The 22,591-nt window shown below is 72.2% G+C and carries 23 protein-coding genes and 1 riboswitch; of the genes, 14 read left to right on the top strand and 9 right to left on the bottom strand.

Annotated features, from left to right (window positions below; genetic code table 11):
- Positions 1-91: 91 nt before the first annotated feature.
- Complete coding sequence (locus ACZ5D2_RS22185) at positions 92-907, bottom strand: DMT family transporter (protein WP_371681183.1); 816 nt, start codon at positions 905-907, stop codon at positions 92-94.
- A gap of 223 nt (positions 908-1,130) precedes the next feature.
- On the opposite strand from ACZ5D2_RS22185, the gene ACZ5D2_RS22190 reads away from it, so the two are divergent.
- The 3 genes from ACZ5D2_RS22190 (at position 1,131) to ACZ5D2_RS22200 (ending at position 3,520) form a co-directional block, all read left to right on the top strand.
- A complete protein-coding gene (locus ACZ5D2_RS22190; RefSeq protein WP_371681182.1) occupies positions 1,131-1,403 on the top strand; it encodes a hypothetical protein in 273 nt (90 codons plus the stop codon).
- Between the two features lie 7 nt (positions 1,404-1,410).
- The gene (locus ACZ5D2_RS22195) at positions 1,411-2,610 is read left to right on the top strand and encodes a glutathionylspermidine synthase family protein (protein WP_468931344.1); all 1,200 of its coding nucleotides are present in this window, start codon (positions 1,411-1,413) and stop codon (positions 2,608-2,610) included.
- Positions 2,611-2,740: 130 nt separating this feature from the next.
- Positions 2,741-3,520, top strand: a complete 780-nt coding sequence (locus tag ACZ5D2_RS22200; RefSeq protein ID WP_468931347.1) for a hypothetical protein — start codon at positions 2,741-2,743, stop codon at positions 3,518-3,520.
- Positions 3,521-3,606: 86 nt separating this feature from the next.
- Here the strand turns inward: ACZ5D2_RS22200 and rocD are convergent, their stop codons facing one another.
- Entirely contained in the window at positions 3,607-4,812 is a 1,206-nt protein-coding gene (gene rocD, locus ACZ5D2_RS22205; protein WP_468931350.1) for an ornithine--oxo-acid transaminase, read from the bottom strand.
- A 108-nt stretch (positions 4,813-4,920) separates the two neighbouring features.
- Positions 4,921-5,011: riboswitch (ZMP/ZTP riboswitch) on the top strand.
- A 35-nt stretch (positions 5,012-5,046) separates the two neighbouring features.
- Between rocD and ACZ5D2_RS22210 the strand changes: the two genes are divergently transcribed.
- From ACZ5D2_RS22210 to ACZ5D2_RS22225, 4 genes are all read left to right on the top strand, one after another.
- The gene (locus ACZ5D2_RS22210; RefSeq protein ID WP_371677046.1) at positions 5,047-6,315 is read left to right on the top strand and encodes a serine hydroxymethyltransferase; all 1,269 of its coding nucleotides are present in this window, start codon (positions 5,047-5,049) and stop codon (positions 6,313-6,315) included.
- Between the two features lie 236 nt (positions 6,316-6,551).
- Positions 6,552-7,565, top strand: coding sequence for a tryptophan--tRNA ligase (gene trpS / locus ACZ5D2_RS22215; RefSeq protein ID WP_371677045.1), 1,014 nt, complete (start codon positions 6,552-6,554; stop codon positions 7,563-7,565).
- A gap of 83 nt (positions 7,566-7,648) precedes the next feature.
- A complete protein-coding gene (locus ACZ5D2_RS22220; RefSeq protein WP_468931354.1) occupies positions 7,649-8,245 on the top strand; it encodes a 2'-5' RNA ligase family protein in 597 nt (198 codons plus the stop codon).
- 167 nt (positions 8,246-8,412) lie between these two features.
- Complete coding sequence (locus ACZ5D2_RS22225; protein WP_371677043.1) at positions 8,413-9,312, top strand: YihY/virulence factor BrkB family protein; 900 nt, start codon at positions 8,413-8,415, stop codon at positions 9,310-9,312.
- Here the strand turns inward: ACZ5D2_RS22225 and ACZ5D2_RS22230 are convergent.
- Positions 9,309-10,556 (bottom strand): D-alanyl-D-alanine carboxypeptidase family protein, encoded by a 1,248-nt coding sequence (locus ACZ5D2_RS22230; protein ID WP_371677042.1) that lies wholly within the window; start codon positions 10,554-10,556, stop codon positions 9,309-9,311. The two genes, ACZ5D2_RS22225 and ACZ5D2_RS22230, sit on opposite strands and share 4 nt — an antisense overlap.
- A 121-nt stretch (positions 10,557-10,677) precedes the next feature.
- Between ACZ5D2_RS22230 and ACZ5D2_RS22235 the strand changes: the two genes are divergently transcribed.
- From ACZ5D2_RS22235 to ACZ5D2_RS22245, 3 genes are all read left to right on the top strand, one after another.
- Positions 10,678-10,923 carry an SCO4848 family membrane protein gene (locus ACZ5D2_RS22235; protein WP_468931359.1) on the top strand — a complete coding sequence of 82 codons (246 nt, stop codon included), beginning with the start codon at positions 10,678-10,680 and terminating at the stop codon, positions 10,921-10,923.
- A complete protein-coding gene (locus tag ACZ5D2_RS22240; protein WP_468931362.1) occupies positions 10,920-12,245 on the top strand; it encodes a metallophosphoesterase in 1,326 nt (441 codons plus the stop codon). The genes ACZ5D2_RS22235 and ACZ5D2_RS22240 overlap by 4 nt, the downstream gene beginning before the upstream one ends.
- 97 nt (positions 12,246-12,342) lie before the next feature.
- A complete protein-coding gene (locus ACZ5D2_RS22245; protein WP_371677039.1) occupies positions 12,343-13,899 on the top strand; it encodes an ABC transporter substrate-binding protein in 1,557 nt (518 codons plus the stop codon).
- Here ACZ5D2_RS22245 and ACZ5D2_RS22250 read toward each other — a convergent pair.
- On the bottom strand, positions 13,886-14,413 hold the full coding sequence (locus ACZ5D2_RS22250) for a MarR family winged helix-turn-helix transcriptional regulator (protein ID WP_371677038.1): 528 nt from the start codon (positions 14,411-14,413) through the stop codon (positions 13,886-13,888). The genes ACZ5D2_RS22245 and ACZ5D2_RS22250 overlap by 14 nt on opposite strands.
- Positions 14,414-14,522: 109 nt before the next feature.
- On the opposite strand from ACZ5D2_RS22250, the gene ACZ5D2_RS22255 reads away from it, so the two are divergent.
- Positions 14,523-15,797 carry an MFS transporter gene (locus tag ACZ5D2_RS22255; protein ID WP_371677037.1) on the top strand — a complete coding sequence of 425 codons (1,275 nt, stop codon included), beginning with the start codon at positions 14,523-14,525 and terminating at the stop codon, positions 15,795-15,797.
- A 27-nt stretch (positions 15,798-15,824) separates the two neighbouring features.
- Here the strand turns inward: ACZ5D2_RS22255 and ACZ5D2_RS22260 are convergent, their stop codons facing one another.
- From ACZ5D2_RS22260 to ACZ5D2_RS22270, 3 genes are read right to left on the bottom strand one after another with little or no spacing between them, the layout of a single operon-like run.
- On the bottom strand, positions 15,825-16,556 hold the full coding sequence (locus tag ACZ5D2_RS22260; RefSeq protein WP_371677036.1) for a TetR family transcriptional regulator: 732 nt from the start codon (positions 16,554-16,556) through the stop codon (positions 15,825-15,827).
- A gap of 11 nt (positions 16,557-16,567) precedes the next feature.
- Entirely contained in the window at positions 16,568-16,972 is a 405-nt protein-coding gene (locus tag ACZ5D2_RS22265) for a thiol-disulfide oxidoreductase DCC family protein (protein ID WP_371677035.1), read from the bottom strand.
- 27 nt (positions 16,973-16,999) lie between these two features.
- On the bottom strand, positions 17,000-17,404 hold the full coding sequence (locus ACZ5D2_RS22270; RefSeq protein ID WP_371677034.1) for a hypothetical protein: 405 nt from the start codon (positions 17,402-17,404) through the stop codon (positions 17,000-17,002).
- A 124-nt stretch (positions 17,405-17,528) separates the two neighbouring features.
- Between ACZ5D2_RS22270 and ACZ5D2_RS22275 the strand changes: the two genes are divergently transcribed.
- Genes ACZ5D2_RS22275 through ACZ5D2_RS22285 form a run of 3 tightly spaced genes read left to right on the top strand, consistent with a single transcriptional unit; the run spans position 17,529 to position 20,808 of the window.
- Complete coding sequence (locus tag ACZ5D2_RS22275) at positions 17,529-17,948, top strand: helix-turn-helix domain-containing protein (RefSeq protein WP_030231000.1); 420 nt, start codon at positions 17,529-17,531, stop codon at positions 17,946-17,948.
- A gap of 9 nt (positions 17,949-17,957) precedes the next feature.
- On the top strand, positions 17,958-18,374 hold the full coding sequence (locus ACZ5D2_RS22280; RefSeq protein WP_371677033.1) for a VOC family protein: 417 nt from the start codon (positions 17,958-17,960) through the stop codon (positions 18,372-18,374).
- Positions 18,375-18,402: 28 nt separating this feature from the next.
- Positions 18,403-20,808, top strand: a complete 2,406-nt coding sequence (locus tag ACZ5D2_RS22285) for an ATP-binding cassette domain-containing protein (RefSeq protein ID WP_371677032.1) — start codon at positions 18,403-18,405, stop codon at positions 20,806-20,808.
- Between the two features lie 77 nt (positions 20,809-20,885).
- On the opposite strand, the gene ACZ5D2_RS22290 is transcribed toward ACZ5D2_RS22285, so the two are convergent.
- A complete protein-coding gene (locus ACZ5D2_RS22290) occupies positions 20,886-22,001 on the bottom strand; it encodes a serine hydrolase domain-containing protein (RefSeq protein ID WP_371677031.1) in 1,116 nt (371 codons plus the stop codon).
- Between the two features lie 82 nt (positions 22,002-22,083).
- A complete protein-coding gene (locus ACZ5D2_RS22295) occupies positions 22,084-22,410 on the bottom strand; it encodes a Uma2 family endonuclease (RefSeq protein WP_371677030.1) in 327 nt (108 codons plus the stop codon).
- Positions 22,411-22,591 lie beyond the last annotated feature (181 nt).

Raw genomic sequence — 22,591 nt, forward strand, 5'->3', positions numbered from 1 at the left:
GCCCGCGTACTGGACGTACTTGGGCTTTCGGTCGGTGCGGCGAGAGTGCGTGCCGGGCGTCGCGACGCCGCGGATATCCGTCAGACACCCCCTAGGCCTGCGGTTCGCCGAAGCGGGACAGGGCCAGTGCCCCGGCCACCGCCACCGCGAAGCCGAGCACCGCCAGCCAGGTGAAGCCCTCGCGGGTGCTGTCGCCGAGCCAGGCCACGCCGACCACCGCCGGGCCGATCGTCTCGCCCAGGACCAGGCCGGCGGTCGCGGCCGTCACCGAGCCGCGCTGCAGGGCGGAGGTGAGGAGCAGGAAGCCCGCCGCGCCGCCCAGCAACAGCGCGTACAGCGCCGGGTTGCGCAGCTCCTGCCGGGAGAAGGAGTCGACGAGCCGGACGGACACCTCCACCACCCCGAAGCCCGTCCCCGCCGCCAGGCCCAGCACCAGCGCCCGCGAGCGGTCCGGCAGCCGGCCCGCCGCCGCGCCCACCAGCAACACCAGCCCCGCCACCGCCAACAGCCCCAGCTTCAGCGCGAACGAACCGGTCTCGGAGCCCTCCTCACCGGACGCCAGCCCCAGCATCAGCAGCCCTGCGCACACCACCCCCACCGCACCCCACTCCAGCCCCGACAGCCGCACCCGCAGCAGCCGCGCCGAGACCACCGCCGTGACGGCCAGACTGGAGGCGAGCGCCGCGCCCACCGCGTAGATCGGGATGTGCCGCAAGGCGATGATCTGGAGCACGAAGCCGACCGCGTCCAGGCCGAGCCCGGCCAGGTACCGCCACTGCCGCACGGCCCGCAGGAACAGCGCGGTGTCCACCCCCGAGCCCGTGCCCGGCTCCGCGGCCCGCGCCGCGACGGCCTGGAGCACCGACGCCGTACCGAAGCAGACGGCCGCACCCAGCGCGCAAAGCATCCCAATCAACACGAACCGACTCTAGGCCCCGACCTGGGCGCCCACCCGTGACAAGGGTGTGACGACGGCCGGATTCCATCCCCCCGCGCCCCGATCTAGTCTGTCGGCCATGGACAGCAGCCCGACCGGCAGTACAGGCACGACCGGCAGTACCGCGAGCACAGGCACCACAGGCACCACAAGCACCACAGGCATCGCGGGCCGCACCGTCGCGCGACGCCGCATGCGCTCCGGCGCGGTCGCCCTCGGCGGCATGGGCCTGCTCGCCGCCACCCTCGTGGCGTGCGGCAGCAGCGACGAGCCGGACAAGCGCTGCGCCTCCCGGTCGTCCCTGGACCACCTGAACATGAAGGAGTGCGGCAGCGGGGGCCGCGGCGCCTACTACTACGGCGGCACGGTCAGCAAGGGCAAGGTCTCCGGCGGCAGCTTCGACAAGTCGGCCGTCACCCGCGGCGGCATCGGCGGCAGCAGCCACACCGGCTCCTCCGGCGGCTGAGCGCACCATGCGACGCCACACCATCGAACCCCGCCCCGACTGGCAGAAGACCGTCGAGGCACAGGGCCTGATCTACCCCCTCACCCGCTATCCCGACGACTCCCTGCGTCCCTACTGGGACGAGAGTGCGTACTACTCCTTCTCCCTCCCGGAGGTCGAGGCGCTGGAGGAGGTCGTCGAGGAACTGCACGCCATGTGCCTGGCCGCGGCGGCGCACATCGTCGAGCACGACCGCTTCGCGGACCTCGGCATCACCGATCCGAAGCTGGCCGGCCTGATCGCCCAGTCCTGGCACCGCCGCGCCGAACAGCCCTCCCTCTACGGCCGTTTCGACCTGCGCTACGACGGCGACGGGCCGGCCAAGCTGCTGGAGTACAACGCCGACACCCCCACCTCCCTGGTGGAGGCGGCGAGCCCGCAGTGGTTCTGGATGGAGGAGCGCTTCCCCGGCGCCGACCAGTGGAACTCCCTCCACGAGCGGCTCGTCGAGGCCTGGCGCCGCCAGGCTGAGCTGCTGCCGCCCGGTCCGCTGCACTTCGCGCACTCCGAGGCCGACGAGCTCGGCGAGGACCTGATGACGGTGGCCTACCTCCAGGAGACCGCCGAACAGGCCGGCCTGGAGACCCACGCCCTGTCGGTCGAACAGATCGGCTGGGACAGCCTCTCGGGCCGGTTCGTCGACGAGAGGCTCCGCTTCATCCGCGGCTGCTTCAAGCTCTACCCGTGGGAGTGGCTGGCCGAGGACACCTTCGGCCCGCAGGTCCTGGACACCTACGACCACGGGGGCGGCTCCGGCACCACCGCCTGGATCGAGCCCCTGTGGAAGATGCTGCTCGCGAACAAGGCGCTGCTGGCGGTCCTGTGGGAGCTCTTCCCCGAGCACCCCAACCTGCTGCCCGCCTACCTCGACGGCCCGCGCGAACTCGCCGGGGCCGACTCGGCCGGCTACGCGGCCAAGCCCCTGCTGGGCCGCGAGGGAGCAGGGGTCACCCTCCACGGACCGGGCGGGGAGGGCGGGCCCTTCGTCCCGGCCGAGGGGGAGACGTACGTCTTCCAGGCGCTGGCGCCGCTGCCCGACTTCGACGGCAACCGGGTCGTCCTCGGCGCCTGGGTGGTCGAGGAGGAGGCGGCGGGCCTGGGGATCAGGGAATCGGCGGGGCCGGTCACGGACGAGTACGCCCGCTTCCTGCCCCACGTCATCCTGTAGGGCCCGGCCCGGCCGTCACCGGCACTCCGATTGCCGCCCGGCATGCCCGGGCGGACACTTGGATCAGACGGGGGCCCGGGGTGGGGCACGGCGGTGGGCTCCCGATTCTCCGGCGCCGGAAGGACGGGCGATGAATCCGCACCGCCGCACGGCTCTCCTCATTCCTTTGTTCGCCTCTTCGCTGGCGCTGGCGCTGCCGGTCGCCCAAGCGAACCAAGGGACCGCCCCGGGGGTGAGCGCCCGGGCCCCCGCCGCGCAGTGCTCCCTCGTCGCGGGCACACCCGATGCCGACGGCGCCGCCACCTACGACCTCGTGGGCAAGGGCTTCACACAGGGATCCGTGCGCATCGCGTCCAAATACGGCGTGACGTCGAGCGACGTGTCGGCCGACGGCGATTTCACGAAGAAGGACCTTCCGTACGCCGACTACACGGCCGCCCCCAAGAAGCGCCAGGGCCACGGCCAGGGCCACGGCCAGGGCCGGGGCCAGGTCGCCTGTACGAAGGTCCCCAAGTCGGACGCGGCCAAGACCAAGGCCACTGCCGACGTGACGGCGGCGGCGGCCGAGAACCCGGTGGGCACGAAGAAGATCGTCTGTCAGGTCATCAGCGAGACGGCGAGGGTCTCCTTCAGCGGGTCCATCACGGCTGCGGGGCCCGGGACCGTCAAGTACCGGTGGGTGAAGAGCGACGGCTCGACCTCGGGCGCCCTCACCCTCCAGTTCACGGCAGCGGGGACCATGAAGACGGAGCCCACCTTGACGGACACCCGGCTCGGGAGCGCCAGCCCCCTGGACCACTCGGCCGGCTGGGCCCAGATCGTGATCGACGGGGACGACACGAAGTCCAACCGGTCCGAGTTCGACCTCACGTGCAGCGACGTCAGCCACCTGGTCGGGATGGGCCGCTGACCGCGTCCGCCGGTGAAGGCCCGCGCGTGCCGCCGAAGGCGCGGGCGGGAGCCGAGCCGACCCGGCCGCGCCTTCGGCGGATCCCGTCAGCCGGCCAGGACCGAGCGCAGCCGGTCCAGGCCCCAGTCCAGGTCCTCCTTGCTGATCACCAGCGGCGGTGCGATGCGGATCGTCGACCCGTGGGTGTCCTTCACCAGCACCCCGAGCTCCATCAGCTTCTCGGAGATCTCCCGGCCCGTGCCGAGGGAGGGGTCGATGTCGACCCCCGCCCACAGTCCGCGGCCGCGGACGGCGGTCACCGCGCCCCCGCCGACGAGCAGGTTCAGTTCCCGGTGCAGGTGGTCGCCGAGTTCGGCGGCCCGCTGCTGGTACTCGCCGGAGCGCAGCATCGCGATCACCTCCAGGGCGACGGCGCAGGCCAGCGGGTTGCCGCCGAAGGTGGATCCGTGCTCGCCCGGCCGGAACACCCCGAGCACGTCCCGGTCGGCGACCACGGCGGAGACGGGGACCACACCGCCGCCCAGCGCCTTGCCGAGGACGTACACGTCGGGGACGACGCCCTCGTGCTCGCAGGCGAAGGTCTTCCCGGTCCGCCCCAGGCCCGACTGGATCTCGTCGGCCATGAAGAGCACGTTCCGCTCGCGCGTCAGCTCCCTCACGCCGGCCAGGTATCCGGCGGGCGGCACCAGCACCCCGGCCTCGCCCTGGATCGGCTCCAGCAGCACCGCCACGGTGTTCGCGGTGACGGCGTGGGAGAGCGCGGTGAGGTCCCCGTACGGGACGATCTCGAAGCCGGGCGTGTAGGGCCCGAAGTGGTCGCGCGCCTCGTGGTCCGTGGAGAAGGACACGATGGTGGTGGTGCGGCCGTGGAAGTTGTCGGCGGCCACCACGATCTTGGCCTGCCCGTCGGGCACGCCCTTGACCTCGTACCCCCACTTGCGGGCCGTCTTCACCGCCGTCTCCACGGCCTCCGCGCCCGTGTTCATGGGCAGCACCATCTCCTTGCCGCACAACTCGGCGAGCTGCGTGCAGAAGTCCGCGAAGCGGTCGTGGAAGAAGGCGCGGGAGGTGAGGGTGACCCGCTCCAGCTGGTCGCGGGCGGCGTCGATCAGACGGCGGTTGCCGTGGCCGAAGTTGAGCGCCGAGTACCCGGCGAGCATGTCGAGGTACCGGCGGCCCTCCACGTCCGTCATCCACGCGCCCTCCGCCGAGGCGACGACGACGGGCAGGGGGTGGTAGTTGTGCGCGCTGTGTTCGTCGGCGGAGCGGATGGCATCAGCAGTTCTCGACACGGGGTCTCCGATCGTCCGTCTGGCCGGTGACGTGGGTGGCGTCCTTTCTATCGTCGCTCGGATCGCGGACGGAGAAACCTTCTTTCCGGCGCGCCCGCTAAGGTGTCCGGTACGCACGGCGACTGGCGTACGGAGAACCAACTCCGGGGGAGTCGTGCGCGCACGACCGCACACAGGGCCGCTCGCCTGGGCCTCGCGGGGACGAGAGACGACATCGACCCCGGAGGAGCCGCCATGAGCGCGAACCACCGTCACCCCGCCCTGCTCGCCACCGACCCCGAGCTGGCGTCCTTCATCTCCGCCGAGGAGAGCCTCCAGGCGCAGACCCTGCGCCTGATCCCCAGTGAGAACTACGTCTCCGCCGCCGTGCTGGAGGCCTCCGGCACGGTGCTCCAGAACAAGTACAGCGAGGGCTACCCGGGCCGCCGCTACTACGAGGGCCAGCAGAACATCGACCGGGTCGAGGCCCTCGCCGTCGAGCGGGCCAAGGGCCTGTTCGGGGTGGACCACGCGAACGTCCAGCCGTACTCCGGGTCCCCGGCGAACCTCGCCGTCTACCTGGCCTTCGCCAAGCCCGGCGACACGGTGATGGGCATGGCCCTGCCGATGGGCGGGCACCTCACCCACGGCTGGGGGGTCTCCGCGACGGGCTCCTGGTTCCGCGGAGTCCAGTACGGCGTCCGCCCGGAGGACGGCCGGATCGACTACGACGCGGTGCGTGCGCTGGCCCTCGCCGAACGCCCGAAGATCATCTTCTGTGGCGGTACGGCCCTGCCGCGGACCATCGACTTCGCGGCCTTCGCCTCGATCGCCGAGGAGGCGGGCTCGGTCCTCGTCGCGGACGTGGCCCACATCGCGGGCCTGATCGCGGGCGGCGCCCACCCGTCGCCGGTCGGGCACGTGGACGTGGTCTCGACGACCACCCACAAGACCCTGCGCGGGCCGCGCGGCGCGATGCTGATGTGCACGGAGGAGCACGCGAAGGCCATCGACAAGGCGGTCTTCCCGGGCCTCCAGGGCGGTCCCCACAACCAGACGACCGCGGGCATCGCGGTCGCCCTGCACGAGGCGGCGCAGCCGGCGTTCACGGCGTACGCCCACGCGGTCGTGGCCAACGCGAAGGCGCTGGCCGCCGCGCTGCTGGAGCGGGGCTTCGACCTCGTCTCGGGCGGCACCGACAACCACCTGATCCTGATGGACCTCACCTCGCGCGGGGTGGCGGGCAAGGTCGCGGCGAAGGCCCTGGACCGGGCGGGGATCGTCGTGAACTACAACACCGTGCCGTTCGACCCGCGCAAGCCGTTCGACCCGTCGGGCATCCGGATCGGCACCCCGTCGCTGACGTCCCGCGGCCTGACCGCGGAGCACATGCCCGTCGTCGCCGACTGGATCTCGCGGTCGGTGGACGCGGCCGCCAAGGGCGACGAGCCGGCCCTCGCCGCGATCCGCTCCGAGGTCGGCGACCTGATGGCCGCCTTCCCGGCGCCCGGACTCCCGCTGTAGCCGCCGTGCCGCCGCCGGGACCCGTACCCGTCCCGGCGGCGGCATCCGGCCACCCCCGGGAATCGGTCGCTCGGCCGGGGCGGGATCCGGCCGCCCCGCTACCGCCCGGTACGTGGGCAGGGGCCGGGCGGGACCGGGGGAGCGGGTGCGGGACCGGCCGCGCCGCGCCGCGGCGGCGGCAGGGTTCCGGCCAGCGCGGGGCCGGAGCGCGCCCCCGCACCTGAGAGAATGAAGCCATGGCTTCTGATCGTCCTCGCGCGCTCTCCGGCATCCAGCCCACCTCCGGCTCGTTCCACCTCGGGAACTACCTCGGAGCCATCCGCCAGTACGTCGCCCTGCAGGAGACGCACGACGCCTTCTACATGGTGGTCGACCTGCACGCGATCACCATGCCGCAGGATCCCAAGGACCTGCGGGCGAACACCCGCCTCTCCGCGGCGCAGCTCCTCGCGGCCGGTCTGGACCCGGAGCGCTGCACGCTCTTCATCCAGAGCCACGTGCCGGAGCACGCCCAGCTCGGCTGGGTCATGAACTGCATCACCGGTTTCGGCGAGGCCAGCCGGATGACCCAGTTCAAGGACAAGTCCGCCAGGTCGGGTGCCAACAACGCCACCGTCGGCCTGTTCACGTACCCGATCCTCCAGGTCGCCGACATCCTCCTCTACCAGGCGGACTCCGTCCCGGTCGGCGAGGACCAGCGCCAGCACATCGAGCTGACCCGCGACCTCGCGGAGCGCTTCAACCAGCGCTTCGGCGACACCTTCACGCTCCCGGCGGCGCACATCGTCAAGGAGGTCGCGAAGATCTACGACCTCCAGGACCCGGCGATCAAGATGTCGAAGTCGGCGTCCTCGCCCAAGGGCCTGATCAACCTCCTCGACGAGCCGAAGGTCACCGAGAAGAAGATCAAGAGCGCGGTCACCGACACCGAGGCCGTGGTCCGTTTCGACACGGAGAACAAGCCCGGCGTCAGCAACCTGCTCACGATCTACTCCACCCTCACGGGCGAGAGCATCCCCGCCCTGGAAGCCGCGTACGAGGGCAAGGGTTACGGAGCGCTCAAGACGGACCTCGCGGGCGTGATGGTCGATTTCGTCACACCGTTCAAGCAGCGGACCCAGGAGTACCTGGACGACCCGGAGACCCTGGACTCCTTGCTGGCCAAGGGCGCGGAGAAGGCTCGGGCGGTCGCCGCCGAGACCCTGGCGCAGACCTACGACCGCCTCGGTTTCCTGCCCGCGAAGCACTGACGGACCGGCGCCCCTGGCGGTCGGGGGGGTGCTGGCGCCACACTGAGGCGGCAGCATCCCGCACACAGACGGAGGAGACAGACGTGGGGACCGTAACGCTCGGCGTTTCGATCGCGGTCCCGGAGCCGTACGGCAGCCAGCTCCAGGGGCTGCGCGCCGGCTTCGGGGACGCCGCCGCGCACGGCATCCCCACGCACGTCACCCTCGTACCGCCCACCGAGGTGGAGGCGGACCGGCTGCCCGGGATCCGCGCCCACCTGGCCGAGGTCGCCGGGGCCTTCCGGTCCTTCCCGATGCGGCTGGAAGGGACGGGCAGCTTCCGTCCCCTCTCGCCGGTCGTCTACGTCCGGCTCGTCGAAGGCGCCCCGGACTGCACCCGTCTCCAGGGCCGGGTCCGCGACCCCCAGGGGCCGGTCAACCGGGAGCTGGCGTTCCCGTACCACCCGCACGTCACGGTCGCCCACGGGATCTCCGAGGAGGCGATGGACCGGGCGTACGCCGAGCTCGCGGACTACGCCGCCGACTGGCTGTGCGAGGGCTTCGCGCTCTACGAGCAGGGCTCCGACGGGGTCTGGCGCAAGCTGCGCGAGTATCCCTTCGGCACGGGCCCGGCTCCCGTCCCGGCGCAGTCGGCGCCCGCCGCCGACACGGCCGCCGGCGCGGCCGCGCGCCACTCCTGACGCAGGGGCCGCAGGGCCCACAGGGCGCGGAAACGGAGCCTGCGCAGGACCAGGGCGTGGATCGGGCGGGCCGGCGGGCGCGCTTCGCGAAAAGTCACAATCGACGACCGTAGTCCCAGGGACCGGCAATCCCGGCTATTTCCGGCAGCTCATTTACGGTGACCCCCATGGACTGGCTGAAGAAACTCCCGGTGATCGGGCCACTGGTGGCCGCCGTGATGAGGACCCACGCCTGGCACTCCTACGAGCGCCTCGAACGCGTCCACTGGGCGCGGCTCGCCGCCGCGATCACCTTCATCAGTTTCCTCGCGCTCTTCCCGCTGTTCACCGTGGGCATCGCCATCGGCGCCGCGCTGCTGAGCCCCGAGCAGCTCGCCAAGCTCCAGAAGAACCTCGCCGAGCAGGTCCCGGGCATCTCCGACCAGCTCAACCTCGACGGACTCGCCGCCAACGCGGGCACCATCGGCCTCGTCGCCGGCGCCCTGCTCCTGCTCACCGGCATCGGGTGGGTCGGCTCCATGCGGGACTGCCTGCGCGCCGTCTGGGAGAAGGACGACGAGGACCAGGGCAACCCCATCGTGCGCAAGGGCAAGGACGCCCTCGTCCTGTTCGGCCTCGGCGGCGTGGGCCTCGCCTCGGCCGCCGCGTCGATCCTCGGCGCCAGCGCGGTCGGCAAGTTCGGCGAGACCCTCGGCGTCCCGCGCGACGGCGCGGGCGGCGCCCTGCTGCGCGCCGGCGCCTTCCTCGTCGGCGTGGTGGCCGCCTTCCTGGTGCTCCTCTACCTGCTCACCCTGCTGCCCGGCGTCGAACCCCCGCGCGGCCGCCTGATCCAGGCGGCCCTGATCGGCGCCGCCGGCTTCGAGCTGCTGAAACTGCTGCTCAGCGGCTATATGCGCGGGGTCGCCAGCAAGAGCATGTACGGGGCCTTCGGCGTGCCGATCGCCCTGCTGCTGTGGATCAACTTCTCGGCGAAGCTGCTCCTGTTCTGCTCCGCCTGGACGGCCGCCCGCGACGACGGCGAGAGCGGCAAGGCCGGCGGGGGAGACCCGCGGCCCGCGCGGAGCTAGCTCCGCTGGCCCCGGCGCCCGCCGCGCGGCCAGCGCCGGTTGACCACGAACGCCCCGCCCGCCAGCACCGCCAGCACCCCGCCGGCGATGCCGACCGCCGTGCCGACGCCGCTGCTGCCGGAGTCGTCACCGCTCGCCGCCGCACTGTTCTCGTGGGACTTGGCGGGCGAGCCGAGGGAAGTGGTGTCCGCGCTCTTCGGCGGCACCAGCTCGCCCACCGGCTTCACCTTCCCGACCGCCGCGAAACCCCAGTCGAAGAGCTGGGCGGTCTCCTCGTACACCGAGTTGATCCCGCCCGTGTCCGGGTTCATCACCGTGACCAGCAGCTTCTTGTCGCCGCGCTGCGCCGCGCCGGTGAAGGTGGAGCCGGCCATCGTGGTGTTGCCGTTCTTCACGCCCGCGATGCCCTTGTACGGGGTGATGCCGCCGGCGCCCGTCATCAGCCGGTTGGTGTTCTGGATCTCGAAGTAGTCCCGCGGCCGGCCCGCCTCCTGCTTGCCCGGGAACCGGGCGCTCACCGTCCCGCAGTACTCGCGGAAGTCCTGCTTCTGCAGCCCGGAGCGGGCGATGAGGGTGAGGTCGTAGGCGCTCGACACCTGCTCCGGGGCGTCGTAGCCGTCCGGCGAGATCACGTGGGTGTCCAGTGCCTGGAGCTCCTCGGCGTGCGCCTGCATGTCCTTGACGGTCTTGTCGATCCCGCCGTTCATGGCCGACAGCACGTGCACGGCGTCGTTGCCGGACCGCAGGAACACGCCCAGCCACAGGTCGTGGACCGTGTACTCCTCGTCCTCCTTGACCCCCACCAGGCTGCTGCCCGCGCCGACGCCCGACATCTCCTGTTCGGAGACCCGGTGCACCTGGTCCTTGGGCAGGCTCGGCAGCACCGTGTCCGCGAACAGCATCTTCATGGTGGAGGCCGGGGGCAGCCGCCAGTGGGCGTTGTGCGCGGCGAGGACCTCACCCGTCTCGGCGTCGGCCACGATCCAGGACCGGCCGGTGAGGTTCGCGGGCAGGGCGGGCGCCCCGGGCAGCAGGTTCACCTGCGTGCCCGGCTGGCCGAGCAGGGTCCCGCCGACCGTGGACATCGACGCGGGCGGCGCGGCGGCCGCCGGGGCCTTGGCAGGCCGTCCCTTCCCGCCCGCCGCCGGCGGCGGCGCCGGCGCGGAGTGCGCGGGCGACACGAGCATCGCGGGGACCAGCACCGCGGCGGAAAGGACCGTCAATGCGGTCTTTTTGGCAGACACGCAGGTGAACGTACATCCCGATGGGCTGTCTGCCCTCCCGGACCGGCCATCCGTGGTGAACCACCGCCGGTACGGCCCACCCCCGCGCGTCCGTCCTGGGGACGAATCCGATACTGGGGACATGAAACTCAGCCGCGCCGCCTCCTGGTTCCTGCTCGCCTTCGGAGTGTGGAGCTGGTTCATCTGGGTGTCCTTCGTCCGGAACTTGTGGAAGAACGGCAGCGGCCTGGCCTTCGACACGGCCGGCGACCCTACGTCGTACTTCTGGGTCCACCTTCTCCTCGCGGTCACGTCCTTTCTCCTGGGGACGGCCGTTGGTGTGATCGGGTTGCGTGGCGTGCGGGCCCTGCGGCGGGAATCACGATGACCGTCGTCGTGGTGGTCGTGGCGGTCGTCGCCGTACTGGCCCTGCTGGCGCTCGTACACCGGTGGCTGTGGGTGCGGCTGGTCCGTGACACGACCCGGGCGGGCGGCGCGGCCCGCCGGACGGGCACCGTCCTGGCCTTCGCGCTGCCGCTGCTGGCCCTGGCCGCCCTGACCGCCGGACGGGCCGGAGCGCCCTTCTGGCTCCAGCGGGTGGTGGCGTGGCCGGGGTACATGTGGCTGGCGGTGCTGCTGTACCTGACCCTGGCGATGCTCGTGGCGGAACCGGCCCGCCGCCTGTGGCTCCGCCGGCCGGCCCGTACCGGGTCCGCCGGCCCGGCGGCCCCGGCCGTGCCCGCGACGGCGGACACCGGCCGGGCGGGCGCCTCCGCGGGCGCCGGCCCCGGCGTACCGTCGGCCCCGGCGGGCGGCGACACCGCCCCGCAGACCCAGGCCCAGGCCACGGCCCCGGCCCCGGCCCCGACCGCCTCAGTCGTCCCGGTCAGCCGCCGGGTGTTCGTCGCGCGGGTGGCCGGGGGAGCGGCGGCCGCCGCCGCGCTCGCGACCGTCGGGACGGGCACCTACGGGGTGCTCCGCGGGCCGCGCGTCAAGCGCGTCCGGGTCCCGCTCGCCCGGCTGCCCCGCGCGGCGCACGGGTTCCGGATCGCCGTCGTCAGCGACGTCCACCTCGGACCGGTCCTCGGCCGGGCGCACACCCAGCGCGTCGTCGACACCGTCAACCGCACGCAGCCCGACCTCATCGCCGTCGTCGGCGACCTCGTCGACGGCAGCGTCCACGACCTCGGCCCGGCCGCCGAACCGCTGCGCCTGCTCCGTTCGCGCCTCGGCTCGTACTTCGTCACCGGCAACCACGAGTACTTCTCCGGCGCCCGCCAGTGGGTCGACCACGTCCGCGAGCTCGGCCTGGTCCCCCTGGAGAACGCCCGCCGCGAACTGCCCCACTTCGACCTCGCCGGGGTCAACGACGTGCAGGGGGAGAGCGAGGGCCAGGGCCCCGACTTCCGGGCGGCCCTCGGGGACCGCGACCGCTCCCGGACCGCGGTCCTCCTGGCCCACCAGCCGGTGGTCATCCACGACGCCGTCCGGCACGGCGTGGACCTCCAGCTCTCGGGGCACACCCACGGCGGCCAGCTGTGGCCCGGCAACTACCTGGCCGAGCTGGCCAATCCGACCGTCGCGGGCCTGGAGCGCTACGGCGACACCCAGCTCTACGTGTCCCGCGGAGCCGGTGCCTGGGGGCCGCCCGTCCGGGTCGGGGCGCCGTCCGACATCACGGTGGTGGAACTCGCCTCATACCAGGCCTGACCGGACCCGACCGGGCATCGTGGACCTTCCCGTGGCTGATCTTCCGTGATTGGGTGTCCGATAGTCGGATACCGAGTTCGAATGGCGGGGTTCAGGGATGCGGTCTGTCCGCGCGAAGATCATTGCGGTCGGGCTGGTCCTCGGGATCGCGGGCGTCGGCGCCTGGCAGCTGCTGCCCGAGGACGACGGCGGCCGGGGCGCGATCCGGGTCGGTACCACCGACGTGGTCTCCGCCCTCGACCCCGCCGGGGCCTACGACGCCGGTTCCTGGGCCCTGTTCAGCAACGTCTACCAGTCGCTCCTGACCATCGGGCCCGGCTCCGACACCCCCGTCCCGGACGCCGCGTCCACCTGCAGGTTCATCGGCCAGAAGCTGATGACGTACCAGTGCGAGCTGCGCCCCGACCTGACCTTCCCGAGCGGCCGCGCGGTCACCGCGGCCGACGTGAAGTTCTCGTTCGACCGCATCAAGCAGATCAACTCGGACCAGGGGCCGGCCCCGCTCTTCAACACCCTGCAGTCGGTCAAGGCCGAAGGCCGCACCGTCACCTTCAACCTCTCGGCCCGCGACGCCACGTTCCCCTTCAAGATCGCGACGGGCGCCGCCTCGATCGTCGACAAGGACACGTACCCGGCCAAGGAGCTCCGCCGCGACGGCAAGGCCGACGGCTGCGGCCCGTACTCCCTGGTCGCGTACAAGGCGGGCGCGAGCGTCGAGCTCAAGCCCAACCCCGCCTACCGGGGGCAGGGCAAGCCGGCCCGCGCGCCCGTGGCCGTCCGCTACTTCAAGGACTCCGCCCAGCTCGACGCGGCCTGGCGGGACCGCCAGATCGAGGTGGCGCACCGGGACATGCCGCCCGCCGTCCTCGCCGGCCTGAACCCCGGCATGAAGGACACCCGCTACCAGGCGTCCGGCGGTACCGAGACCCGCAGCATCGTCTTCAACGTGCGCCCCGGCTCGGCGGCCGAGAAGCCCGCCGTCCGTCAGGCGGTGGCCGCGGTGCTGGACCGCTCGAAGGTCGCCGGGGACGTCTACAAGGGCACGGTCACCCCGCTGTACTCCCTGGTCCCGGCGGGCATCGCGGCGCACAGCACGCCCTTCTTCGACGCCTATCCCTCGCCCAACGGCCTGGCCGCCCGCAAGCTCCTCAAGGACGCCCTGATCACCGCCCCCGTCCCGCTGACCCTGGGCGTCAACGCGCGCGGCGTGAACCTCGCCGAAGCGGAGGAGATCAAGCGGCAGCTGGAGTCGACGAACCTGTTCCAGGTGAAGATCAAGCCGGTCGAGGTCTGGGAGGACTTCCAGAAGGCCTACGCGGCCGGGCAGTTCGACGCCTACACGATCGGCTGGATCGCCGACTTCCCGGACGCGGACAACTTCCTCGCGCCCCTGGTCGGCGCGGGCTCCAGCATGAACAGCGGCTTCTCCGACAAGGCCGTGGACGAACTGATCACCCGCACCCAGTCCTTCTCGGACCGGGGCGGGGCCGCCGGCGACTTCCGGGAGCTCCAGCGGCTGGTCTCCCAGCAGGTCCCGATGCTGCCGATCTGGCAGAAGAAGGACTACGTCATGTCCCGCGAGGCCGTCACCGGCGCGCAGTACCTCTCCGACGGCACGGGCGTGTGGCGCCTGTGGGAACTCAACTGGCTGTAGCCGCCGGGTCGGCGGCGGTGTCCCCGTGCGCCAGCAGGAGGGTGCGCAGCGCCTCGGCGACCGTCCGTGAGGTGTCCCGGTCCAGGGGGGCCAGCAGCTCCGCGTAATGCTTGAGGTGCTCCTCCATCACGCCCTCGCAGAGCGTGCGGCCCGGCTCGGTCAGCCGGATCCGCACCGAGCGGCGGTCGGCGTCGTCACGTACCCGCTCGACCAGGCCCTTGGCCTCCAGCCGGTCGATCCGGTTGGTGATCGCGCCCGAGGTCACCATCGCGGCCGGCACCAGCGCGCCGGCGGTCAGCGCGTACGGCGGGCCCGAGCGGCGCAGGCTGGCCAGCACGTCGAACTCGCCCACCTCCAGGCCGTGTCCGGCCATGAAGGCCTTCAGCTGCTTGTCGATGATCCGGGTCATCCGCTGGATGCGGGCGAGCACCTCGATGGGCCAGAGCTCCTCCGCGAGGTCGGGGCGCTCCGTCTGCCACTGGCCGATGAACGTGGCCACCGTGTCCTTCTCCATGCCCACAGAATACCTCAACGTTAAGACACTTGACGTTGAGGCAGTTGCTCTGTTTTTATTTCAACGTTGAGATTGTCAAGGTTGAAATGTGAAGGGGAGTGGGTCATCCATGACGGTCACCACCGCCACCACCGCGACCGCGGCCACCGCGAAGGGCATCCGGAGGGCCGGCGGAAAGACCGCCGGGACGGCCGGCGCCCCGCCCGCCGCGGCGCCCGTCCCCGTCCTGTGGCTCGCCCTGCTGGCCACCCCCATCGCCGCCGGGGCCAACGCGCCGGTGCTGATCCTCCCGGAGATGGCCGCCTCCCTCGGGGTGTCCGCCGGTACCGCCGCCTGGCTGCTCACCGCCTTCGGCTGGGCCATGGCCGTCGGCACCCCCCTGCTCGCCGGGCTGCTGCGCCGCCGGGGCCTGCGCGCGGTGCTGCGGCTGTCCACCCTGCTCGTCCTGGCCGGCACCCTGCTGGTCGCCGTCTCCCCGTGGCTCCCGCTCACGCTGTTCGGGCGCTGCGCCCAGGCCGCCGGCGGCGCCGGGCTGGTGGCCGCGGCGATCAGCCTCGCCGGCACCGCCCGCCGGATGGGCGTCATCAGCGCCGGGTTCGGGATGCTCGGCGCCACCGGACCGCTGCTCGGCAAGGCCCTCGCGGACGCGGCTTCCTGGCGGATCGCCCTCACCGTCTCGGCGCTCTCCCTGCTCGCCGTGCCCGCCGTCGGCCGCCGCGCCGGGGCGGCGAACCCGCCCGCGCCCGGCCGCTTCGACGGCCGGGGCGCCGCCCTGCTGACCGGGCTCGCCACCGCCCTGGTCCTGCTGCCGACCGCGCCGCTCGCCGCCCTCGGCGGGGCCCTGGTCGCCGCCGTGCTGCTCGCCCTGCACGTCCGGCGCCGCCCCGAGGGGTTCGTACCCGCCGCCCTGCTGCGCCGTCCCGTCTTCGTGGTCTCGGCCCTGCTGGCGCTCGCCCTGTCGGCGTCCTACTTCACCCTGCTCTTCTCGGTGCCCCGGCTGCTCGCCGACCGGGCCGGCTGGGACACCGCCTCCGCCGGGACCGGACAGCTGGTCGCCCTGCTCGCCGGGTCGGCGCTGTCCTGGCTGCTCGCCGCCGCCTCGGCCCGCATGAGCCGCGCGGCCGTCCGTACGGTGCTCGTCTCCCTCGGGGCGCTCGCCGCCCTCGCCGGGATCTTCGCCACCTGGGGCCCGCTGCTGCTGGTCGCCACCGCGGCGGGGGTCTTCACCGCCAGCGCCGCCAACGCAGTCCTGTCCACCCACGCGGTGGCCGCCGCCCCCGACCCGGCGCAGCGCCCGTCCGCCATCGGCCTGTTCACCCTCTGCTACCAGCTGGGCGGCGCCTTCGGCCCGGCCGTCGCCGGCCTGCTGGTCCTGGGTGCCTGACCGGAAGGGGCGGGAGTCGGCGGACCCTCACTCCTCCCCGGGGTGCGGGTCCGAGGCGCGCTTGCCGCGCGAGACCGCCGTCTGGGCCATGCCCGGCAGGAAGTCCGCGAACAGCTCGTGCACCTCGCGCACCAGCGGCCGCAGCACCCGGAACCGGGCCAGGACGATGCCCCGCGTCGTCAGCTGCGCGCCGCGCTCGGCCAGCCGCCGGGACTTCTCGCTGTCGGGGGAGCGGTCGAAGACCCAGTACAGGACCAGGCCCATCTGCGAGAGCCACATCAGCTCGGGCAGGACGTCGGCCAGTTCGGCCGGCACCTTGGTCTTCGCCCCGGCCAGCACCTCGCGGTGCATGTCGATCGCCGCGTTGCGCGCCGGTTCCGATTCGGGGGAGAAGGGGCTGAGCGGGCTCTCGGGGTCCGCCGCGTTCTTGAAGAACTGCGAAGCGAACTCGTGGTACGGGGCCGCGATGTCCAGCCAGGCCGTCAGGACGCCCGCGAGCCGCTTCTGGAGATCGGTCTCCTGGTCCAGGATCGGCCGGACCGCCTTCTGGTGCGCGGCGCCGATCCGGTCGTAGAAGCCCTGGACCAGGTGTTCCTTCGACTCGAAGTAGTAGTACGCGTTGCCGACCGAGACCCCTGCCTCCTTGGCGATGCCCCGCATGGTCGTCTTGTCGAAGCCGCGCTCCTGGAAGAGCCTGAGTGCGGTTTCGAGGATGAGCGTGCGGGTCTGCTCGCTCTTGGGCGCCTTCTGATCTGTCACGGTGTCCGACCTTATCGGGGTACGGAGCACTGCTCGTCACAGGCCGGTTCTCCGGTATCCGCCCCGGAGTCGGTACGTACCGCGTGCCGGACGGCGGCGGCCGTGTACATGGCGGCCTTGGCGAAGGGCCGGCCGGCCGGGGTGGCCAACCAGTTGGCCTTCGGCCGGTGTTCGGCCAGTGCCCACAGGCACACGATGAAGGCGTCCGTCCCGGTCCACACCTGCCCCTGGTCGCCGACCACGGTGATCTCCCGCAGGGTCTCGGCGTGGGCGAGCCGGGGGAACCGCCGCCACGCCTCGGCGGACGCGGCGGGCACGAACCGGAGCGGTACGAGGTGGCGCTGCCCGAGCAGCCAGTGCCGGATGTGCACGCACACCGGACAGTTCGCGTCGTAGAGGACGGTCAGGTGGCGCATGTCGCCCCGTGCGGTCCGCGCCACCGGTCAGGCCCCGGCCGGAGTGGTCCAGGCCTGCGGGGCGACCGGCGGGGTCTGCCGGCGCTCCATGAGCCCGCGGCGGCGCATCTTGTTGAGCACCCACACGTTGCCGAGGTGCATGACGCCGAGGACGAGCAGGACGACGCCGATCTTCACCGACAGCGCCTCGAAGAGCCCGCGGGCTTCGAGGACCGTCTCCCCCGAGCGCAGGTAGAGGGTCACGAAGCCGATGTTCACGAGGTAGAACCCGACCACCAGGAGGTGGTTGACGGCGTCCGCGAGCTTCTCGTTGCCCTGCAGTACGTCGCCGATGAAGACGCGGCCGTTGCGGCTGAGCGTACGGGCCACCCAGATGGTGAGTCCGATGCTGACGACCAGGTAGATGGCGTACGCGACCACGGTGAGGTCCATTGCCCTCAGCCCCCTTTGAACGTGTTCAACTGCTGACGTCGATGACTCTAGACCTCTTTTTGAACAGGTTCAAGCCTTCCGTTCGCCCGTCTCCCGCGGCGGTCGCCGTGCGATGCTGGGAGGCATGAACCTGGAGGACCTGGTCCGCTTGCGCCGTGCCCGGGACGCGATGGACCGCGACTACGCGCAGCCGCTCGACGTCCCGGCACTGGCCAAGGTCGCCCTCATGTCACCCGGGCACTTCTCCCGCAGCTTCCGCGCCGCCTACGGGGAAACCCCCTACAGCTACCTGATGACCCGCCGCGTCGAGCGGGCCAAGGCCCTGCTGCGCCGCGGCGACATGAGCGTGACGGACGTGTGCTTCGCGGTCGGCTGTACCTCGCTCGGGTCGTTCAGCTCCCGCTTCAGCGAACTCGTCGGTGAGAGCCCCAGCGCCTACCGGGCCCGCTCCCACGAGGACGGCGCCGCGGTTCCGGCCTGCGTCGCGAAGGTCTCCACGCGACCGGTCAGGAACGGAGAAGCGAAATCGGCCGCCCCCTCGTAGCGTCGAGGCATGACCATCAACCTCTCGCAGTGCTTCATCGCCGTCGACGACCACGACAAGGCGCTCACCTTCTACCGCGACGTCCTCGGCCTGGAGGTCCGCAACGACGTCGGGTTCGAGGGGATGCGCTGGGTGACCGTGGGGTCCCCCGAGCAGCCCGACGTGGAGATCGTCCTCGAACCCCCGCTCGCCGACCCCGGCGCCTCGCCCGCCGACCGGCAGGCGATGGCGGAACTGCTGGCCAAGGGCCTGCTGCGCGGCGTGATCTTCTCCACCGACGACGTCGACGCCACCTTCGAACGCCTCCGGGCGGCCGGCGCGGACGTGCTCCAGGAACCGATCGACCAGCCGTACGGCGTCCGTGACTGCGCCTTCCGCGACCCGGCGGGCAACATGCTCCGCTTCAACCAGCCCCGCAAGAGCTAGAGCCAGAGCCAGAGGGAGACACCACACGATGAGCAGGGCCACGAGGACGGGCACGCCGGCGCCGGCGCCGCACGCGGCGGACAGTCACGATCTGATCCGGGTGCACGGCGCACGCGTGAACAACCTCAAGGACGTCAGCGTCGAGCTCCCCAAGCGCCGCCTGACGGTGTTCACCGGTGTCTCCGGCTCCGGCAAGAGCTCCCTGGTCTTCGGCACCATCGCCGCCGAGTCGCAGCGGCTGATCAACGAGACCTACAGCGCCTTCGTCCAGGGCTTCATGCCCACCCTGGCCCGTCCCGAGGTCGACGTCCTCGACGGGCTGACGACCGCGATCATCGTCGACCAGCAGCGGATGGGCGCCGACCCCCGCTCCACGGTCGGCACCGCCACCGACGCCAACGCCATGCTCCGCATCCTCTTCAGCCGCCTCGGACAGCCGCACATCGGCTCGCCCAAGGCCTTCTCCTTCAACGTCGCCTCGATCAGCGGCGCGGGCGCGGTCACCGTGGAGCGCGCGGGACGGACCGTCAAGGAGCGCCGCAGCTTCAGCATCACCGGCGGCATGTGCCCGCGCTGCGAGGGCCGCGGCTCCGTCAGCGACATCGACCTCACCGCGCTCTACGACGACACCAAGTCCCTGAACGAGGGCGCGCTCACCATCCCCGGCTACAGCATGGACGGCTGGTACGGCCGCATCTTCGCGGGCTGCGGCTTCTTCGACCCGGACAAGCCGATCCGCGAGTACACCAAGCGGGAGCTGCAGGACCTGCTCCACAAGGAGCCGACCAAGATCAAGGTCGACGGGATCAACCTGACCTACGAGGGCCTCATCCCCAAGCTCCGCAAGTCGATGCTGGCGAAGGACGTCGACGCCCTCCAGCCGCACATCCGGGCCTTCGTGGAGCGGGCGGTCGCCTTCACCGTCTGTCCCGAGTGCGACGGCACCCGGCTCAGCGAGGGCGCCCGGTCCTCGAAGATCGGGGGAATCTCCATCGCCGACGCCTGCGCGATGCAGATCAGCGACCTCGCCGCATGGGTCGGCGCCGTCGACGGACCCTCGGTGGCCCCGCTCCTGACCACACTGCGCCAGACCCTCGACTCGTTCGTGGAGATCGGGCTGGGCTACCTCTCGCTCGCCCGGCCCGCGGGCACGCTCTCGGGCGGCGAGGCGCAGCGCGTCAAGATGATCCGCCACCTCGGCTCCTCGCTCACCGACACCACCTATGTCTTCGACGAGCCCACCACGGGCCTGCACCCCCACGACATCCAGCGGATGAACGGCCTGCTGCTGCGCCTGCGGGACAAGGGCAACACCGTCCTCGTCGTGGAGCACAAGCCGGAGGTCATCGCGATCGCCGACCACGTCGTCGACCTCGGCCCGGGCGCGGGCTCGGGCGGCGGCACCGTCTGCTTCGAGGGCACCGTCGAGGGGCTGCGGGCCGCGGGTACCGTCACCGGCCGCCACTTCGACGACCGGGCCAAGGTCAAGGCGGAGGTCCGCACGCCCACCGGGGCGCTGGAGATCCGCGGCGCGAGCACGAACAACCTGCGGGACGTCGACGTCGACGTGCCCCTCGGGGTGCTCACCGTCGTCACCGGGGTCGCCGGCTCCGGCAAGAGCTCGCTCGTGCACGGGTCGCTGACCGCCGGTTCCGCGGCCGCCGGCCAGGGGGTGGTCTCGATCGACCAGGGCGCGATCCGCGGCTCCCGCCGCAGCAACCCGGCGACGTACACGGGGCTCCTCGACCCGATCCGCAAGGCCTTCGCCAAGGCCAACGGCGTGAAGCCGGCGCTGTTCAGCGCCAACTCCGAGGGCGCCTGCCCCACCTGCAACGGCGCCGGGGTCGTCTACACCGACCTGGCGATGATGGCCGGCGTCGCGGCCCCCTGCGAGGAGTGCGACGGCAAGCGGTTCCACGCCTCGGTGCTGGAACACCGCTTCGGGGGGCGCGACATCAGCGAGGTGCTGGCGATGTCGGTCACCGAGGCCGAGGAGTTCTTCGGCGACGGCGAGGCCCGTACCCCGGCGGCGCACCGCATCCTCACCCGGCTCGCCGACGTCGGCCTCGGCTACCTCAGCCTCGGCCAGCCGCTCACCACGCTGTCCGGCGGCGAGCGGCAGCGGCTGAAGCTGGCCACGCACATGGGGGAGAAGGGCGGGGTCTACGTCCTCGACGAGCCGACCGCCGGCCTGCACCTCGCCGACGTCGAGCAACTGCTCGGCCTGCTCGACCGGCTGGTCGACTCCGGCAAGTCGGTCATCGTCGTGGAGCACCACCAGGCGGTCATGGCGCACGCCGACTGGATCATCGACCTCGGCCCCGGCGCCGGCCACGACGGCGGCACGGTCGTCTTCGAGGGCACCCCCGCCGACCTCGTGTCCGCCCGCTCCACCCTCACGGCCGAACACCTCGCGACCTACGTCGGCGCCTGACCGGGCCGGAAGCCCGGCGGCAACACCGTGATCTCCGCCGGGCGCTCCAGGGGGGGGCGGGTGGCCCGCGCCACCGATCAGAACGCGGCTTCGACGAGGTCCTCGGCCCGCTTGCGCTGCTTGCCCGCGTCGTCGCCGACCGCCGTGTACGAGTAGACCAGGACGCGCTTGCCGTCCTGGGTGCCGAACAGGCCGTTGACGTTGGGGACCTTGGAGCCGGTCTTGCCCCAGACGGGCGTGCCGTCATCCAGTTCGCCCCGCGCCAGGCCGCCCATGCTGAACGGAACGTCCGCGGTCGCCGAGAGGGCCGGCATCCGGAACAACTCCGCCTGCTGTGCGGGGGCCAGCAGCCGGCCACCCAGCAGGGCCCGCAGGAAGCGCTCCAGGTCCGGGGCGTTCGAGATCATGCCGCCCTCGGCCCAGGCCCAGGGGTCGTCGGCGACGGGCGCGGCCAGCGAGGGCGCGGGGATCGAGGTGTCGCCGGCCCGGGGAAGGTAGGTGTGGCGCAGCCCGAGCGGTCGGGCGATGCGGCGGTGCACCTCTTCGGCGTACGGGTGGCCTGTGGTCTTCTCGACGACCAGGCCGAGCAGGAAGTAGTTCAGGCCGTTGTACTGCTGGACGGTGACGGGGGACTGGGCGGCGGGGCACTTCGGGTCGGTGAGGGCCGCGACCACGGCGGCCGGGGTGGGCGAGCCGGGGTTCGCGGGGGCCACGCACGGCTTTCCGAGGCCGCTGGTGTGGCTCAGCAGCTGGCGCACGGTGATCGGCGCCCACCCGGCGGGGAGGGTTCCGGGGAGGATCTCCTGGACCGGGGTGTCCATCGCGAACCGGCCTTCGCCCACGAGCTGGAGGACCACCGTGGAGGTGAACAGCTTCGTGATGCTGCCGATGCGGAAGTTCGCGGCCGGGTCCCGCGAGAGCTGCCCGGTCGTCTCGGTCAGGTGCACGCCCGGCCCGGTGATCCGGACCATGGTCCCGTTCGCCACGTCGTCCGGCGCCATCAGCCCCGCCAGGGCCTGACGATCGACCGGCGCCGGTCCGTACAGGGTGGAGCTCACCGGGGACGGCTGCGTTCCGGTGGTGGCGGCGGAGGCCGGCAGAGCGGTGGCGCAGACCGCCACGAGAGCCGCACCGGCGGCGGCGAGTCCGGTCCAACGGGCCTTGAGGGAGCGGGAGTCCGCGGGGTTCGTCATGTCCGCAACTCTGTACGGGAGAAGATCGCCGGACCATCGGGCCCCTCCCTGAACCGCCCCTGAGCGGCCCCTGGGTCCGTGACTAGGGGCGCGTCAGGGTCTCGGTGATCTCCAGTCCCTTGGCCGGCCCGTCGGGGACGACGACAGGGGTCCCGTACGGGACGGTGGTCTTCGTGGCGTACACGGCCCTCTCCGGGTCCGGTCCGCTGAACACGGTCACCGTGCCCTGGTCGTCGAAGTCGTCGATGACGACGTAGACGGGGATCCCGGCCCGGGCGTACCAGCGGTGCTTGCGGATGTGGTCGCGGCGGTGTGCCTCCTTACCGGGGGAGACGACCTCGGCGACGAGGGGGACACGGGTGGCGTCCAGACCTGGGTCGCACGGCTCCTCGTGGGCGAGAGCGGACATGGAAAGCACCTCCTTCTCTCAGTGTGGGTGCGGACGGCGCTCCGGTTCAAGCGACGGCGGTGGCCATACCGCCGTCCGTGGGGGTGCTCGTCCGATGAAAGGTTCTTCTGCCCGCCCCTTCACCCCAGGGAGTGAGCGGACGCGACGAGGCCCCGCTCCCCGGCACATGTGCCGGGGAGCG

Source organism: Streptomyces sp. NPDC031479 (assembly GCF_055581065.1).

Excerpts from the sequence above, each read along its gene's own strand:
- ACZ5D2_RS22190 (WP_371681182.1), top strand. The coding sequence starts at position 1,131 with ATGCGCTCCGGCGCGGTCGCCCTCGGCGGCATGGGCCTGCTCGCCGCC.
- ACZ5D2_RS22290 (WP_371677031.1), bottom strand. The coding sequence starts at position 22,001 with ATGACGAACCCCGCGGACTCCCGCTCCCTCAAGGCCCGTTGGACCGGA.
- ACZ5D2_RS22265 (WP_371677035.1), bottom strand. The coding sequence starts at position 16,972 with ATGCGCCACCTGACCGTCCTCTACGACGCGAACTGTCCGGTGTGCGTG.
- ACZ5D2_RS22200 (WP_468931347.1), top strand. The coding sequence starts at position 2,741 with ATGAATCCGCACCGCCGCACGGCTCTCCTCATTCCTTTGTTCGCCTCT.
- ACZ5D2_RS22245 (WP_371677039.1), top strand. The coding sequence starts at position 12,343 with ATGCGGTCTGTCCGCGCGAAGATCATTGCGGTCGGGCTGGTCCTCGGG.
- ACZ5D2_RS22210 (WP_371677046.1), top strand. The coding sequence starts at position 5,047 with ATGAGCGCGAACCACCGTCACCCCGCCCTGCTCGCCACCGACCCCGAG.
- ACZ5D2_RS22285 (WP_371677032.1), top strand. The coding sequence starts at position 18,403 with ATGAGCAGGGCCACGAGGACGGGCACGCCGGCGCCGGCGCCGCACGCG.
- ACZ5D2_RS22185 (WP_371681183.1), bottom strand. The coding sequence starts at position 907 with ATGCTTTGCGCGCTGGGTGCGGCCGTCTGCTTCGGTACGGCGTCGGTG.
- ACZ5D2_RS22250 (WP_371677038.1), bottom strand. The coding sequence starts at position 14,413 with ATGGAGAAGGACACGGTGGCCACGTTCATCGGCCAGTGGCAGACGGAG.
- ACZ5D2_RS22270 (WP_371677034.1), bottom strand. The coding sequence starts at position 17,404 with ATGGACCTCACCGTGGTCGCGTACGCCATCTACCTGGTCGTCAGCATC.
- ACZ5D2_RS22240 (WP_468931362.1), top strand. The coding sequence starts at position 10,920 with ATGACCGTCGTCGTGGTGGTCGTGGCGGTCGTCGCCGTACTGGCCCTG.
- trpS (WP_371677045.1), top strand. The coding sequence starts at position 6,552 with ATGGCTTCTGATCGTCCTCGCGCGCTCTCCGGCATCCAGCCCACCTCC.
- ACZ5D2_RS22235 (WP_468931359.1), top strand. The coding sequence starts at position 10,678 with ATGAAACTCAGCCGCGCCGCCTCCTGGTTCCTGCTCGCCTTCGGAGTG.
- ACZ5D2_RS22225 (WP_371677043.1), top strand. The coding sequence starts at position 8,413 with ATGGACTGGCTGAAGAAACTCCCGGTGATCGGGCCACTGGTGGCCGCC.
- ACZ5D2_RS22280 (WP_371677033.1), top strand. The coding sequence starts at position 17,958 with ATGACCATCAACCTCTCGCAGTGCTTCATCGCCGTCGACGACCACGAC.
- ACZ5D2_RS22255 (WP_371677037.1), top strand. The coding sequence starts at position 14,523 with ATGACGGTCACCACCGCCACCACCGCGACCGCGGCCACCGCGAAGGGC.
- ACZ5D2_RS22295 (WP_371677030.1), bottom strand. The coding sequence starts at position 22,410 with ATGTCCGCTCTCGCCCACGAGGAGCCGTGCGACCCAGGTCTGGACGCC.
- ACZ5D2_RS22195 (WP_468931344.1), top strand. The coding sequence starts at position 1,411 with ATGCGACGCCACACCATCGAACCCCGCCCCGACTGGCAGAAGACCGTC.
- ACZ5D2_RS22275 (WP_030231000.1), top strand. The coding sequence starts at position 17,529 with ATGAACCTGGAGGACCTGGTCCGCTTGCGCCGTGCCCGGGACGCGATG.